This window comes from Kordia algicida OT-1 (assembly GCF_000154725.1).
GTDB classification, from domain to species: domain Bacteria; phylum Bacteroidota; class Bacteroidia; order Flavobacteriales; family Flavobacteriaceae; genus Kordia; species Kordia algicida.
In genome coordinates this window covers 836,889-853,406 of the sequence record NZ_DS544873.1, presented here as the reverse complement: position 1 = coordinate 853,406, position 16,518 = coordinate 836,889, and the positions used below count along the sequence as shown (strand labels likewise).

General features: G+C 31.9%; 8 protein-coding genes. 4 read left to right on the top strand and 4 right to left on the bottom strand.

Annotation, left to right across the window (positions count from 1 at the left end; translation table 11 throughout):
• From KAOT1_RS03815 to KAOT1_RS03805, 3 genes are all read right to left on the bottom strand, one after another.
• Positions 1–1,224 (bottom strand): RagB/SusD family nutrient uptake outer membrane protein (locus KAOT1_RS03815; RefSeq protein ID WP_007093385.1); only part of this gene is annotated, 1,224 nt, incomplete at its 3' end.
• A 12-nt stretch (positions 1,225–1,236) separates the two neighbouring features.
• Entirely contained in the window at positions 1,237–4,248 is a 3,012-nt protein-coding gene (locus KAOT1_RS03810; protein WP_007093384.1) for a SusC/RagA family TonB-linked outer membrane protein, read from the bottom strand.
• Positions 4,249–4,489: 241 nt separating this feature from the next.
• Positions 4,490–7,279, bottom strand: coding sequence for a helix-turn-helix and ligand-binding sensor domain-containing protein (locus KAOT1_RS03805; RefSeq protein WP_007093383.1), 2,790 nt, complete (start codon positions 7,277–7,279; stop codon positions 4,490–4,492).
• A 1,215-nt stretch (positions 7,280–8,494) separates the two neighbouring features.
• Here KAOT1_RS03805 and KAOT1_RS03800 point away from each other — a divergent pair.
• Genes KAOT1_RS03800 through KAOT1_RS03785 form a run of 4 tightly spaced genes read left to right on the top strand, consistent with a single transcriptional unit; the run spans position 8,495 to position 15,244 of the window.
• Positions 8,495–9,805 (top strand): hypothetical protein, encoded by a 1,311-nt coding sequence (locus KAOT1_RS03800; protein ID WP_007093382.1) that lies wholly within the window; start codon positions 8,495–8,497, stop codon positions 9,803–9,805.
• A 5-nt stretch (positions 9,806–9,810) separates the two neighbouring features.
• Positions 9,811–12,270: a sensor histidine kinase gene (locus KAOT1_RS03795; RefSeq protein ID WP_007093381.1), complete on the top strand. Its 2,460-nt coding sequence runs from the start codon at positions 9,811–9,813 to the stop codon at positions 12,268–12,270.
• Positions 12,270–14,183 carry a hypothetical protein gene (locus KAOT1_RS03790; protein ID WP_007093380.1) on the top strand — a complete coding sequence of 638 codons (1,914 nt, stop codon included), beginning with the start codon at positions 12,270–12,272 and terminating at the stop codon, positions 14,181–14,183. Before KAOT1_RS03795 ends, KAOT1_RS03790 begins: the two co-directional genes overlap by 1 nt.
• Positions 14,183–15,244: a DUF4238 domain-containing protein gene (locus tag KAOT1_RS03785; protein ID WP_007093379.1), complete on the top strand. Its 1,062-nt coding sequence runs from the start codon at positions 14,183–14,185 to the stop codon at positions 15,242–15,244. The genes KAOT1_RS03790 and KAOT1_RS03785 overlap by 1 nt, the downstream gene beginning before the upstream one ends.
• Before the next feature lie 644 nt (positions 15,245–15,888).
• Here the strand turns inward: KAOT1_RS03785 and KAOT1_RS03780 are convergent.
• Positions 15,889–16,413, bottom strand: a complete 525-nt coding sequence (locus KAOT1_RS03780) for a D-Ala-D-Ala carboxypeptidase family metallohydrolase (RefSeq protein ID WP_007093378.1) — start codon at positions 16,411–16,413, stop codon at positions 15,889–15,891.
• Positions 16,414–16,518: the final 105 nt, after the last annotated feature.

The window sequence follows — 16,518 nt, the reverse complement described above, 5'->3', positions numbered from 1 at the left end:
ATATCGAATGACAATGAAATTTTTTCCTGAACCGTAACTGTTTCTGCCAGGAGTTAATTGATTGGATGGTAAATAGTGTTTTCCGCTACCGAACATTGCTCTCGGATAGTCGTTAAAGACATCACCGTCAAGCGTAACGTTTGAGATGTAGCTCGGTAATGTTGTATAGTTTGGATCTTCCATTATTTCATCTATTCCTCTCGGTGTGAAATTTACACTGGTCACAAGTCTTGTTTCCTCACCGCGATCAATCATAAATTTGATGTATTTTAAGCTTGGTTCATAGAAGCCCCAACCGCCAGAAGCAGTTTCCACAAACGGATCCCAGTTTGATGGTCCGAAAGGAGCGTATAAGTGATTGCTTACCGGACCAGAATCTGAGTTGAAATCTGAGAATTGTAATTCAAAAAGGTTTTCATTGCTTAGTTGTCCCGGTTTTTTGAAAAGTTCGTAGAAATCAGGATATAGCATAAATTTGTTGGAGTTGATGATTTCGCTTGTTGCATCGGCTACCATTTGGTAGTTTTCCAATTCTAAGTGCGCCATCGCTTTTATGGCAAGCGCTGTGTATTTTGTTACGCCGCCCGGAAGATCGGTTCTTTCGTTCGGTCTTGCATCTGGTAAAAACGGAATTGCTTCATCCATCAAGTTAGAAATGTACAGCATTACTTCTTCTTTGGTAAATATACCATTGTCCAGTTCTTGTTCTACATTTGTTGAGGTAATGATAAAAATATCACTCCAAAGTTTGGACATTTGCAAGTGTTGAAAACCACTTAAAACTTTTGTTTCCGCAATGTATTGATCCGCTAAAGCGATATTATCACCTGTGGCAAATTCTTTGTATTGCTCAATAGTTTCTCGTGCATTGTTGATATCCAGAATGTCTCCGTAGAAGTTTTCCCAAACTTGATTGAACATCCAAAATCCATTGTCGTAGTTAAAGAGATCAGTTTCAGCGAACAACGGTTGATCTCCTAATCCGCCCGCATTTACGTCATCGCCTCTTACGCCTACAAGAAGTGGATCTTCCCATCCTCTGGAATAGGTAACAGCGTATGCTCCGACAAGTGGTAATATCATGTCGTCAGTTTGCGTAAAGTCTAAGTCTCCGGTCGCTAATTGACCATCGTTTTCTTCCAATAAATCGTTACAAGAAAACAACAATACGCATGCCATGAGCATAAGTGGCAACGATTTGAGTTTTTGTGTTACATTTTTCATATTGCTCTTTTTTTATAGTTTAATATTTATTCCGAAAGTGTAAATAGCTGGTATTGGATACGTTTGTCTATCTACTCCGTTTGCTACTTCTGGATTGAAGCCGTTGTATTTGAATAAAGTCAACGGACGTTCTGCTGTGAATGTCAGTTTGATCTCTGGCATTTTGTTTACTTTGTTGTTAAATGGTATGGTGTATGCCAATTGCACATTTTGAATTCTAAAAAATGAACCATCTTCTATAAAAAATGTGCTTAATCGTTGGTTCCAACCTTTTCTGCGTCCAGCAGATGAAGGATATGAATTTGTAGTTCCTTCTCCGTGCCATCTGTTTACAGCAAAGTCAGCATCGATATTGGTATCATTTGTAAAAATTACTTCTCCTCGTTTACGGTTAAGGATTTCATTTCCTGTTTGACCAGCTATTGCCACATTGAAGTCAAAATTTTTGTAGGATACTTGTAAATTCCCTCCATAAGTTAACTCTGGTAAGTACGATCCGATGACTACTCTGTCTTGATCGTCAATGATTCCATCGTTGTTTTGATCTTTGTATATAAAATCTCCCGGCTCTAAATTGTTGTCAACAGCAATCGGATCGTTTGCTACTTGTTCAGCATTTTGATACACGCCTTGTACTTCTAACCCAAAAAATGCTTCCACTGGTTCTCCTAAGATAGATCTTTGGCGAAACTCTGCGCTTCCTGTGTCTAAATAACCGAGATTGTTATTGATTTTTGTCATTTCATTTTTCAACGTTCCTATATTTCCGTTTACTGAAAAACTCCAATTATCATTAAGTCGTTGATTCCAACCAGCGGCAATTTCAATACCTGTGTTTCGCATTTCTCCTGCATTTTGCAATACAGTGTTCCCTGCTATCGGTTGAATTACGGGAATTACCAATCTTTTGGTATCTCTAATGTAATAATCTGCTTCGAGCGACAATCTGCTGTCAAAAAGTCTGGCACTGATTCCCACATTGGTTTCTTCCAGTACTTCTCTTTCTAAGTTAGTAAAGTTATTTGTACTGATGATACCGTTTGTTAAAAGATCGTTGATTGCAGTAGTTAATGTAGATACAGTTCTTGTTCCAGAGCTTCCCGTGAGTGCGCCATTTGGCAGTTGTCCCCAACTTCCGCGCAGTTTTAAGAAATCAACTACGCCATTGTCTTTCATAAAGTTTTCTTCGGATATTACCCAACCCGCACCAATACTTCCGGTACCTAACCAGATTTCTTTAGGAAATCTGCCGTCTCCTTCATATCTGTATGTTGCGTTGAATAAGTATTTGTTTTTATAACTGTATTCCACTCTAGATAAGTAAGCGATTGAATACAAACGATCACCATTTCCTACCACTTGATTGGCAAATGATCCTGGATCGGCAAAATCTAAAAACCATGAACTTTCGAAATCAATTCCCGTTACATCGTCACCTGTTGCTTGCAATGTTTCAAATTGTTGATCTCTGAAAGAAGCTCCCGCAATTGCGGTAAGATCGTGATCTCCAAATGAATCTTTATATGTTAAGATATTATCCCAGTATTGATTTGAAGAATTGAATTCGGCTCTTCTGATAGAAGATACGGCACGTTGTGAATTTTCAGATATAAAGTATGGCAATCTCACATTTCTTTCAGACGTTGTATTGTAATCGTGACTGTAAAATGTTTTGAATTTTAATTTGTCAGGTATTAAAGCATATTCAAGAAACACACTTGTCAATACACGTCTTTGTTTTACTCTGTTGTTATTGAAAGTCATTACTGGAAATGGATTCTGAGAACCTCTATAACCAAGTAGTGTCGCATCGGAAAAGGGAATTGGATCAGCGTCTTCATTTAAAGGATCAAATACAGGAAGAATCGGTACGGCAAAATATGCTTGAAACCACGCACCGTTTTCAGGATTGAATCTTGTGCTGTTACTAAATAGTGTATTAGCACCCACGCGAAATCTTTCTGATAGTTGTACTTCTATATTTGATTGAATGTTAAAGCGTTCATATTCGTTCTCCATGTCTAGAATACCTTCTTGCGAAAAGTAACTTACATTAACGCCGTACGTTGTGCTTTCTGTTCCGCCGGTTACACCAAGATTATGGCTTGAAATAGGCGCAACTCTTAGAATTTCTTTATACCAATCTGTATTTACGTCTGGTATATTTGGGTTGATTCTACTTCTACCGTAACGCTGAATGGCATTTTCAACAAATTCGATATCTGCTTGCGAACCAGATTCAAAAGCCATAGTTACAAATTGTTCTGCATTTGCCATTTTTACTACATTTTGTGCTCGTTGAAAACCTGTATAACCACTATAAGTGAATGTTGGTTTGCTTTGTAATTTTCCGCCTTTGGTTTCTATCACAATTACTCCATTCGTTCCTTTTTGTCCGAAAATAGCAATGGAAGAAGCATCTTTTAAAACGGAAATACTTTCTATTTGACTCGTATCTAAAAAGTCAATGTCATCATAAAACACACCGTCAACAACATATAATGGACTTCCACCTGCGGAAAAAGAGTTGACACCGCGTATTCTTACGGTCGGACCAGCGCCTGGAGAACCATTACTCGTAATTTGTAATCCTGCAACTTTTCCCTGCAACGATTGAATAATATTACTGTTGGGTGTTTTTTCAATTTCTTCTGATTTTACAGTTGAAATGGCTCCTGTGAGGTCAATTTTTTTCTGAGATCCATATCCTACAACAACGACCTCATCTAAAAATTTAGCATCTTCTTCTAAAGCGATATCAATAACCGTTTGAACAGTGATCGCAATCGTTTGAGATTTGAAACCCAAAAAACTAAAAGTTAGTTTTTCTCCTGATTTCACTTTGATCGAATATTCTCCATCAAAGTTGGTGGTTGTTCCTTTAGATGTTCCATCGACAATTACGGTTACACCTAATAATGGCATTCCGTCATTGGCTGATGTTACTACGCCGCTTATGGTTTTTTGTTGACTCCAAGAAACCAGCGTAAAGCAAAGTAATAATATACTGAGTTTAGCTTTCATAATTAATAAAATAGAATGATTGAATTATTTCTGCCAATTTATAATCTTCTTAGCAAACTTTATAAATATGATTTTACACTTTAATTACGCCAAACTTTACGACACCCTCAAACACTAGCAAAAACAGCAATTTGACGTAGTGTGAAATTGAAATAAGCGTAAGTAAAAACGCTATTTTTTAGTAAAATGACGTAGTAATGAAGTAGTGTAAAAGTGCGATTTTCGCAATTTTACCTAACAATTATTTAATATTTACTAAATAATCCGTTAATGAAATATCATTTTCTAAATGTAATTTTTTCTTTAAGCGGTATCTGTGCGTTTCTACACCTCTTACGGAAATGTTCATTAGAGGTGCAATTTCTTTGTTAGCCAAATTCATTTTGATGTAGGCACAAACTTTCAAATCTTTTGAAGTAAGCTTGGGATGACGCTCTTTTAGTTTCGAAAAGAATTCATCGTGTACTTGATTGAAATTTTCTTCAAATACTTCCCATTCATCTTCGTGCTCAATTGAATTGTTTAACTTTTTAATCAATTTTCTGTATGCGTATTGATCTTGAAAACTGTCTTTGTTAGCTGCCAATTGATTTTTAATATCTTGAAGTACTTCATTTTTCTTTACTAAAGCCATTGCATTGTTGGCTAATTGCTTGCTTTTTATCTTAATTTCATTTTGTAACGACTCATTCTTTACTACTACAATATGTTTTTCGTTTTCAAGGGTTTTCTCTCGAAGCAATTTATTTTGTTCCCTTTGGTATTTGATTTGTATCAATCGTTGTTCTTTGCGAATTTTTCGTTGATGTAAATAATAAAACAGTCCTATTAAGCCTATTACCAGCGTTATGTACAAGGTAATTCCGGGTATTCCTTTGAACCACGGCGGCGCAATATCTAATTTTATGAGTAATTCTTCGGACGTATTCCCTAAGTCATCTTTTGTACGTAACAGAATGTCATACAAACCATAGTTAATGTTGTTGAGTCTGAGATTGCTTTTTTCAACTTTGAACCATTCCGGACTTAATGAAGGTATATTGTATTCGAAGAAGTGATTTTCAGAGTGCGATGAAGAAAGTTCGATATCGATGCTTTCATCATGTTTCAGTTCGATGTTTTCATTCGTATTCCCTGTTACTATTATGGATTTGTCATTTATTCGAATGGCTTCAATTTTAGGTTTAAAAACCATCGCTGAATCTACGGAATTGCTGTCAATTAAGATAAAACCATTGTTAAGATTTAACGCATACAAGGATTTATCAATTTTCGAAACATGCTCATAGTCAACAATATACCTGTTTTTAATAAAACTATTATTAATTTTTCGTTCGTTATCAGCATCGTTTCCATACTTGAAACTCAGGACTCCGGATTTATTTTTCAGCACAATTGAATTCATGGATTCTTCTGAAATGATGTATGTATCTTTCCCAAATTTTTCATTTAGCAATTCAAAAGGTACAATAGAATCTAGCAACGGTTCGTATCGTTGCCAACCGTAATTGGTTTTGAAAACAATGTCATTTTTTAAATTATACACGCGTGCATTGTACTCAGAATCTAATCCTTTTTTCCCGTAATTGGTCACATTGATAATTGTATCGTACGATTTATTGAAATCAAGTTTATAAACGCCTTTGTATGCATGTGCCACCCAAGCTGTATACGGATTTTCAAACACCAGAAATCTCGAAGGAATTGTTGTTTTCCCCATGTGTTTGGTTTCCCATTCACCATTTTTCCATTGAAATTTCACTAAACCTGCATACGTACCTTGCATGTATACATTTTTATGTTCCGGAACTTTATGAATCGTCCATCCGCCGTTAAAATCAGAGATTTGCTTGATTTCGTTTTTGTTGACGATAAATGTTCCTTCGTTATGACCGCAGAAAAGATAGTTATCAATAATTTTTAAATCCCACACTTGTCCTTGAGAACCATCTACAAATTGTAGTTTGTCGTTTTTGTCTACATAAAAAAGTCCTGTATTCGTTCCTACATACAACAAGCCTTGATATTTAACAATATCGTACACGGCGCCTAATTTCCCCGAAATATCATTAAAAAAATAGTTTGTGTTTTTTAAATCAATCGTTGCAATTCCGTTATCGAGACCTAGCCAAAGTTTATTGTTTGCATCTAAAAATTGTCCCAATATTGTGTTATTTAGAAGCCCGTTTTCTTTATTGATGTGAAATTTAATGTCACCTTTTTTATCTGCTATGTAAACACCATCTTTAATCGTTCCCAAAATCATATCGCCGTTGGCAAGTTTGGAGAATTTGTTCAACTGATGTTGCTTTATTTTTTCGTTGAAAGCATAGTTTGTGGGAGATAATTTGCCGGAATTCAGGTAATAACTTCCTTTTAAAGAAGTCATAATTAAGTAGCGATTTTGTTCTTTTACAATAGAAATGATGTTGGTATCCTTAAAAATTTCGTCAGAAAAGAATTGCATCAAGCGATTTTCAACAAGCTTGTATATTCCATGATTTAATGTAGAAACCAACAAATCATCGTCTACCAAAGACAAGGAAATGATCGCGGAATCGGAAGAAACTCTTTCAACAGTGTTAAAATCATAAATATAAATCCCGTTAAAAGATCTAAAGATAATTTTGTTCTTGTAATTTAAAATTTGCCATATTTCTTCATTGGGAGAAATTTCAGCTTTAATCAAGTTACTAAGTGAAGTATAAATAAGTGCTCCATAGTCATCTTTTTTCCAATACCCGAATTCTTCAAAAGAACCTGTAAAAATAAAATCATTATAGGCAAATACAGATCTTACAGTGGTTTGGTTGGGCAATTGAAATAATTTCCAACTGATACCATCATATTCTAGTAAACCGACATTATTAGCGACATATACTTTTCCATTTTCAGATCTGCCCAAACTCCAATTTTGATTACCCGCATCATATTCTGCAATGGAATAATTATGAATTCCAGGAGAAAATTGGCTATAACAGTTTATTGAAAAAATTAATGCAAAGAAAAGGAGGATGAATGCTTTTTTCATTTTTTACTTTTGAGTAACATCATAAAGGTTTTTGACATCAAACACTACAGTGCATGCTACTTATTGAACCATTAAAATTAAATATGATCTAAATTAACAAAAAAGATTTTTGAAACGGCTCATGCTACAGTTTAAATTCAAAAGAACACATTTTTTACATTGTTTACAATTAATAGTAAACTATAAGCGTATACAAAATCAATAGCTCGATACTATTTATTTACAAAGCGTATTAATTACGCAGAAGTTATACAATATTCTCTAAACATTATTTCAGAGGTTAAGAAATTACATAAAAAAGTTGCTAAAAACCAGTGAATAATAATGGATGAAAGACCAGATTCACTTTATCTTGAGTATATTTGAAAGACTCAGTATAAACTTCTCACCCTGTATTTTCAATATAAAGGAAAAAAATGAACACAAAAAAACCTCTCGAATAGAGAGGTTTGTATTTGGGTGAAAGACCGGGTTCACTTCGTCTACGCTCAGTATAAACTTCTCACCCTACATTTTCAATATAAAGGAAAAAAATGAACACAAAAAAACCTCTCGAATAGAGAGGTTTGTATTTGGGTGAAAGACCGGGTTCGAACCGGCGACCTCTGGAACCACAAGCGAGAATCCTAAACCTTAAATACACTAAAAATCAATAAGTTAAAAAACATAGGAGTCCGAAAAACGGTCGATTTCGGTCGATTTCGGTGCTCCGAAACGGTGCTCCTGTTAACTTAATAAGTTCACATTAAAATCAAATAATTGATTTCGTTAAAAAACTAAAATTCATCTATCTAATTAAAGTTTCAATTACAGCGATTTTTAGGGAGAGCTTCACTAACTGTTTTACTATTACTAAAATAAATTTTATACTTCAAATATTAAATTTGAGGTCATTTAATACAGGATTCTAAAAAAAACTTAGTACATGGAAATCTATATATTCCATTAAAAAAACTATATTTGAATATTGGGTATTAAGAATACAATTATGACAAGATTTAGGAATTTTCTTGATAAAAAATCTCTCAGCAAAGCTGAAAATTTAAGGGTGTACAAATACTAACGCATAATGGAATCAGTTAATTAATCCGTAATAAATCTATCAAACCTAAAAACTAAAGAGTTTTATTTATTTCTTTAATATATACAAATCCATGCGATGCTCTTAATAAAATTTTATGGTCATTTAACATTAACATCATAAAAACTTTGAAAGTGATAACAAATAGACAAATAAAGAACCAACTAAACTCAATTAGTTCAGCAGTCTTAAATGCAGATAATTTTGATAGAAATGATTATGCAAGAAAAATTCTGAATTATCCAGCTATGATGGTTCCTAGTGTGCAAGAGCCCATAATAAAAACTTTAATTGATGCCTTACCTGGGAATTCCTCAATGATAGATCCTTTTATGGGGGCATCAAGCACGCTAATTACGTCAATGAGGTATGGGATAAATTCTTTTGGTCAAGATATTAATCCACTTTCATTATTAATTAGTCAAGTAAAAACTCATATATATTCAAATAGCTTAAATGAAAGCTTTCTTTTGTTTGAAAAAAGAATAAATAAGACTAGGTCGAGAAAAGTAGATGTTAATTTTAAGAATATTGATAAGTGGTTTAAAAGAGAAGTCCAAATAGAATTATCTCAATTAAGGAGGTTAATTTTTGAGGAAGAAGATTTATATATAAGAAAATTCTACTGGGTCACTTTAGCTGAAGTAATTAGATTGACTAACAATGATAGAACTTCTACCTTTAAAATGCATATTAGAACTCAAGAAGAAATCGACAAAAGAAATTTATCACCAAAAGAATATTTTCTAAGAATATGTAAAAGAAGCATTAAAGACATTTTTGAAGTTAAACAGAAATTGATTGAAAACAATTTAATTGAAGATAATAATTATATATATGATGTAGAAGTTGCTTGGGGTGATTCAAAAAAACAAATTAATACAGATAAGAAATACAATCTGCTTGTTACATCACCTCCATATGGTGATAACCACACGACGGTAACTTATGGTCAGTTTTCATACCTGCCTTTACAATGGATTCCTGTTGAAGATATTGACTCTAATATCACAATGAATTATTTAGATGTTATTCAGGAAATTGATTCTAGAAGTTTAGGAGGTAAAAAACATGATAAGTACATAGAAATTGAAGAAAAAATGTTTGCAAAATCTAAAACTCTAAAAAAATTTTTTAACAACTTTAATTCTGATGAAAGAATGAAGGCAAGAAAAGTTGTGAGTTTTATTTATGATTTAGATGTTACAATAGATAACGTTTTGGATAAAATGTTGCCAGATTCCTTTTTTGCTTGGACAGTAGGAAATCGTAATGTTAATAATAAGGAAGTGAAAAATGATTTAATATTAACTGAGTTATTACAAGATAAAAACATTAAACTTTTCACCGATTTAGAGAGAGACATTTTGTCTAAGCGCATGCCAGATAAGAATAATTTTTCAAAAACTATGAGTAAAGAAAAGATACTAATCTTCAAGGGGTAATAACAATGAATAAAAATTATCATTTTGATATAACACCTCATATTGTCAAACAGCTTGGGGAGCAATTGGTTTCTGATGAAATAACTGCTTTATTAGAATTAATTAAAAACTCTTATGATGCAGATGCTAATTATGTTTCCATTGAAATAAACACTACAGGAGTTTATGAAAAAAGTAAACTCTTTTATCCAAACCATAAAGGATTCATTGTTGTAGAAGATGATGGTTTTGGAATGAGTGAAGAAACAATTATGAAATCGTGGTTAATTATTTCATATTCTCAAAAAAGAGAAATGAAAAAAGCTAAGAAAACAACACCAGGCGGAAGAACCCCTTTAGGGGATAAAGGTCTAGGAAGATTAAGCACACAAAGATTAGCTGATATATGTGAAATATTTACCAATGAAGAAAGTAAAGAAGGAACTCATATAGCTTTTAATTGGAAAGATTTTGAAAAGGAAGAAGCTTTAAGTAAAGTGCGTATTCAAGCAGAGCGATATAACCCCCAAAAAAAGGAAGGAACTTCCTTAGTATTAGCTAATTTAAATCACACTGAGGTTTGGGAAGGTAAAAACTTAGAAAAGTTTAAAGGGCAAGTATCTCAAATTATCTCTCCGTATAAAGAAAATAGACCATTTGAAGTTTATCTGAAAATTAATGGTATTAATATCGACTTAGATAAATCTAATGATGATTTACGGAATTTAGCAATTTCTCGTTTTAATTTTAGTTTTGATGGAAAATCAATAAAACTGTCAGGAAAAACTAAACTAAGCAAATTTATAGGTAATAAACGTGATGATTATCAAAATTATGTTGAAGTTGATAATGGAAAAAAGTTTTTTGCCTTTTTAAAGGAAAGATATAAAGATCTAAAATTTTTATCAGATAATAACTTTTTCCTTGGGTTTGAAAGAACTTTTGATTTTAATAAAGATATAGGTAGCTTAGAAATATATGATGGTCAAAGAGCAAATCCTGGTTCATTTAATGGAATTATTGATGAATTCACTTATGATAACTGGCTTTCAAGTAACGAAGATATAAAAGAGATTTTTGGAAAACTTTCAAGCTATAGAGAGTTCGCACAGAGTCAAGCAGGTATTAAGTTATTTAGAAATGGATTTGCTGTAAAACCTTTCGGTATTGATGGAGATGATTGGTTAAGGTTAAGAGATTCACAAACAAAAGGTAGTTCATACTACCCTCTTCGACCAGCTAATGTTATAGGATATTTTTCAATTGATGAAGGTATTAACAGCGAGTTAAAAGACAAGACAGATAGAGAAGGTTTAGTGTCTAATCCATTTTCAAGAAATTTTTTTACACTATCTTTTTTCATTAAAGATGAAATAAATAGATACCAAGAATCAATTAGAAGAGCATATAACGACTTCTTAAACGCATACAAAAAAGAAAACAACGGTATAAAAACTGTTCATCAAGCATTTAAACAGCTAAAAGAAACTAAAGCCCAAACCGAAGAAGTTACCCAAGAGTTTAACAATGCTGTTTCTATAACGGGTAAGGCTATTTCTGCGTCTAAAAAACTTGTCAATAAAACTAAAAACAATCCATTATTTACTACAGACCAAGAGAAAGAAATAGGAAGTCAAATAGAAACCATTTTAAAGGAACTAGAGTCTGTTCAAAATACACTTTTTAAACTTAATAAAGTTATTGTTAAGGCAAATCAACTAAATGAAGTAATAGATATTCTAGAACCAAAAATAAAAATATTAGAAGAACAATTAAATAATTTTTCTGAATTAGCGAGCCTAGGTCTAACGGCTGAATCAGTTAGTCATGAATTTGCAACAATAGCAGATAGATTAGCAGAAAAGGCAAGTTTTTACTCCCATAAATTAGAAAGTAAAAAGTTAACAGATGCTGATATTTACACTTTAATGCAGTATATAAATTCCACAGTTAACGGTTTAAAAGTACAATTAAGACATTTAGATCCTGCCTTAAAATATAATAGAGAAAAGAAAACAAAATTTTTGTTTTCTAAATTTCTTAATGATGAGAAAGATTATTATAAAAATCGTTTTGAAAAACTAGGAATAGAGTTCATTCTTGAAATAGTAGATGATTTTTCTATTAAAATGAATAGAGGGAAATTAACCCAAATAATAGACAATTTATTGAATAATTCTGAATACTGGTTAAAAGAGAGAAAGCAAAACGAAAAAAGTTTTACTCCTAAAATTTTGATAAAAGTAGAATCTCCTTGGGTTTATGTCTATGATAATGGCTTTGGTATAGCACCCGCTATTGAGAATCAAATTTTTGAACCTTTTGTAACCACTAAACCTAAAGGAGAAGGTAGAGGTTTAGGGTTATTTATTATTCAGCAACTGTTAGATTCTTCAGGTTGTTCAATAATACTTGAACCTACTGTAAATGAAAATAAAAGAAAATACATTTTTGCTATGAACTTTTCAAATACTATTGATAGCTAATGGATGAAAAAATAACGATAAATAGTAAAGGTAAGCCATTTGATATTCTTCCTGAAAAAAAAGCTCCAGTTGAAGATAAACGCTTAAAAGCAATAGAGTCTACCGCTCACTTATTAGATAATGAAAATGTGGCATATATTATCTACATTGATGATAAGTTTGATATTAATGGCCAAAAAGAAGAGTATATTGCTAGACTTAATAACTTAAAAGCTGAGGGTAATTATATTACAAGTGATAGATTTAATACAATAGACTGGACAGGGCCCGCTCCAAGGTTTGAAAAATTAATTTCTCAATTATGGGAAACTAGTGATAATAAATCAGAATTATTATATGAAGTTTGCACGCATATAAAAGATGACGACAGTGCTAATGTTATACCTGCACTAGAAATAGAAAAATGTTATGGTGATAGAATTAAATTAATGACTCCTGATGAATGGCTAAAAGACAATTACCAAGAAATTAAAGCTCTAGAGGAAGGACAGAGAGTTATATGCTTATTTGATTTTGAGTTTCAAACTGGGAATACATTGTTGCCAGGTAAAAATGGTGCTCAATTAGCAAAATCATTAATTGATGAAAAGACTTGTTCTGATAAGGTTGTATGCGGCATATTTTCTCATAAGTTTGCTGAAGATCAGGAAGATGAGTTTAGAGAAAAATACTCTATTGAATATGATGTAGACAAAAGTAAGTTCTATACCATATCAAAAAGAAGATTTGCTTTTGATCCACAAATAACAGGATTTGCAGAAGGAATTAAAAACTTATTATTACTTCCTTATATAGAACAACTAAAAACAGAATCTTTAATTGTCTTAGAAGAATCCAATAAAAAAGCTGGAGAACGCATTAATGATATTACACCTAATACTTTTAATCATATTATTCAAAAGTCCTCATTGAAAGAAGGGGTTTGGGAAATTAGTACTCTTTTTAGGCTTTATGGTATACTCTCAAAAGAAGAAAACTATAATATGATTTCTGATTCTACTCTAAGACTAAAGTTTAATAATTCTATTAATAGGATTAGAGAAATAGACTCGAAAGACACTGGGTATAAATCAACATTTCCTAATCATCAACTTATAGAACTAAGAAATAGTGAACTGTATTTAAGTGGTGAAATAATTAACAAACTACACTTACCATTAACTAATGGTGATATTTTTGAAATAAAGAAAAAAGAATACATTCTATTAGTTCAACCTTGTAACTTAGCTTTAAGAGCCTACAAGGAAGAATGCGGGAAGCGAGATTATGAGTATGACACAGGTATACTTATTCCTTTAAAATTTATTACAGAAGATAGATTAAATATTAATATGGAAGAAGTAAAACAAGGCCAAATAAATGATAAAGTTTTAGTATCCTATTTTCCAGGTTTTAAAACAATTTCTCTAAACATTTTAGATTTAGTTGTTTTTAACGAGAGTGGCTCTTCTTCAATTGATTTAAACACAACTTCACTGGATAATGATGTTATTCATTTTCCTTGGAAAAAACGTTATGAATATATTCATAAAGACTTCTTGAATTATGAAAATAAGCTTCATCAGTTTGATGCTTTGAAAGAAGGTTATAATTTACTCCTAACTAATAAGCAAGCAGCTTTAAAAAGCTTAAAAGAAGGAAACGGAGATAAAAGAGAAATCAAAGCATTAAGTAAAGAAATTGGTGTGTTAAAAAAGAATTTTAGTGATTCTTTTAACAATATAATGAATATTGAAGATTTAAAAAAATTTAAAATAGACTGTTCAAAAATTTATGATGAAACTAATAGAATTTTGAATTTACAAATTAAACGAAAGAGACATTACAAGAATCCTCATTCAGATGATTTACTCCAAAAGTTTATGCAATATCTATCAAGAAATGCATTTGAACATGACTTTACAAGTAGTTAATGAGTAAAAAGAAAAAACACCACTATGTTCCAAGGTTTTATTTAAAGAGATTTTCTGCTAATAATGAAGGGAAGTTTTTAGGATTATATAATTTAGAAAATGAAGTTTTTATTGAAAAAGCTCCATTAAAGAATCAGGCCTGTAAAAATTATCTTTATGGTAAAGATGACGAGATAGAAAATGCATTAGCCTCTATGGAAAGTGAAGTAGCTAAAATGTTTTATTATTGGACTGAAGAAAGGTTACTTTTTCCTCCACCTCCTGAAACTAATGGTTTTAAACTATTAAAGCAGTTCATTTTGTATCAATCTTATAGAACTCCTAAATCGGGAATAGATATAACGAAAACTATTAATCAAAGCCTAAAAAAAGTAATAAAAGAATTTAAGCCAGATCTATGGAAAAGTTTTAAAGATTCTACATTAATATATGAAAACCCAGAATTACTAGGTCTTTTAAATTCGGTTAAACATATAAATCTTTTAAATTTTCTTGATTGTAAATTCTTAGTCAATCTGTCATTACTTCCTTTTATCACATCAGACGCACCAGTCATATACTATAATCAATTGATGGAAAAAGCGGGTAATTATGTTGGTGCTACCGGGTTAGTAGCTAAAGGACTTCAAATTTTTTATCCAATTCACCCCAGATTAATGATATGTTTATATGATCCAAAAGTATATGATTTTGGAGATGGTAATGAAGATTGTAGCGCTACGGAATCAATAGAAGAAGTTCACTCTTTAAATGGTTTACAGCTTATAAATTCACAATCTCAATTATTCTTTAATCAAAATATTTCTAAAGAATATATTATTGAACTATCAAATAATTATAAGGAATATAGACAGTCTTCAAAAAATATAAATGAGATTATTAAACAGGGTAACAGGAAGTTCTTATTTACTAGTTCCGAAAGTGCTCACATTGATTTGGAGTTAAGTTTTTTTAAGTTAAAAATAAACCCTTTAAATTTTAAAAATGAGATTGCACCTATAAGACACTCATCCTTTAAGCAGAAAGTAAATAAGATAGATTTTAATGATAAAAATAAGTAGCTATATTGAAATTGTATCCGTCAACTGTAAATCTCTCTAAAATAGCTACGATTAAAACTTTAAATATTATAAAAAATTTAATCTTTTAAGTGAAGAAAATCAAAAGTATGTTGATATCCAAATTGTAAGCAAAGCTAATCAGACACTACAAGAAAAAACACAAACACATGATTTTCAACAACTTACTATTCTTTAAAATTATTCAGACCTCTTACCTAATAAAAAATCCTGATCTCTACAACATAAAATACTACAAATCAATACATTAAAAATTGAAAAGATAATTTTTTTAGTCATTTTTTCGTCAAAACAGTGCTCCTAAACGGTGCTCCTCAGTAAAAAAGTAAGAAAATAATACCAAAAATGAAGTCCTTAAAAAAAGTAACCCTCTCAAATTGAGAGGGTTATAAAGGGTGAAAGACCGGGTTCGAACCGGCGACCTCTGGAACCACAAGCGGAAAGCCTAAATACCAAACCCTCTATAAATCAATAAGTTAAAAATTACAAGAGTCCGAAAAACAGTCGATTTCGATCAAAAACGATGCTCTGAAACGGTGCTCCTACTCATTTTTTATGATAGACTTAATTTTAATATAAAGATTTGAAATTTTTTAATAACAAGATTAAGGTAAAACAATTATTTCTTACACAAACGGATTCACATCTGGAGATGTTCCTGATGGATACCCCCATGCTACATATTGACTTTTATTCTCATCTGTATCAAGATGTACGAAGGTTTTACCAACACCGATCCTTTTAAATCCTATATTACGTGCTTCATATACTAATTGATCTCTAATGTGTGTTGAAGGCACACCAATATCAACTGCTTTACACGTGGGGATCTTGTGAGAAGAACTAGAAACACCACCGACCTTACGATTGTGAGATTCACTTCTTGCCCCTGAATTTATCCAATCAAATATCGGATAGCCTGTTCGCATTTCTAGCTGTTGTAACTTCATCAATAAACCGCTGTCCATACAATTTCCTGAGCCTGGCATGTCAGGACTGTCAAAAGCTGATAGATCGATTGTGCGTGTTGCTATTCGATTCGAATTCTTTGTAGATTTGAATTTTCTATAAACAAAATAGGCACTTAATGCAGTCAGCGCAAAAGTGCCTATTGCTAGATAGATCAATTTATTATTGTTACTTTCCTCCACAACCACAACCTTTTTTTTCTGAAGCCAAAGCTTTGCCTTTTTTGTGACGTATGTATAGATCTGAACCAAGCTTTATGCTACTGATCAATAAGAATGCTCCAAATA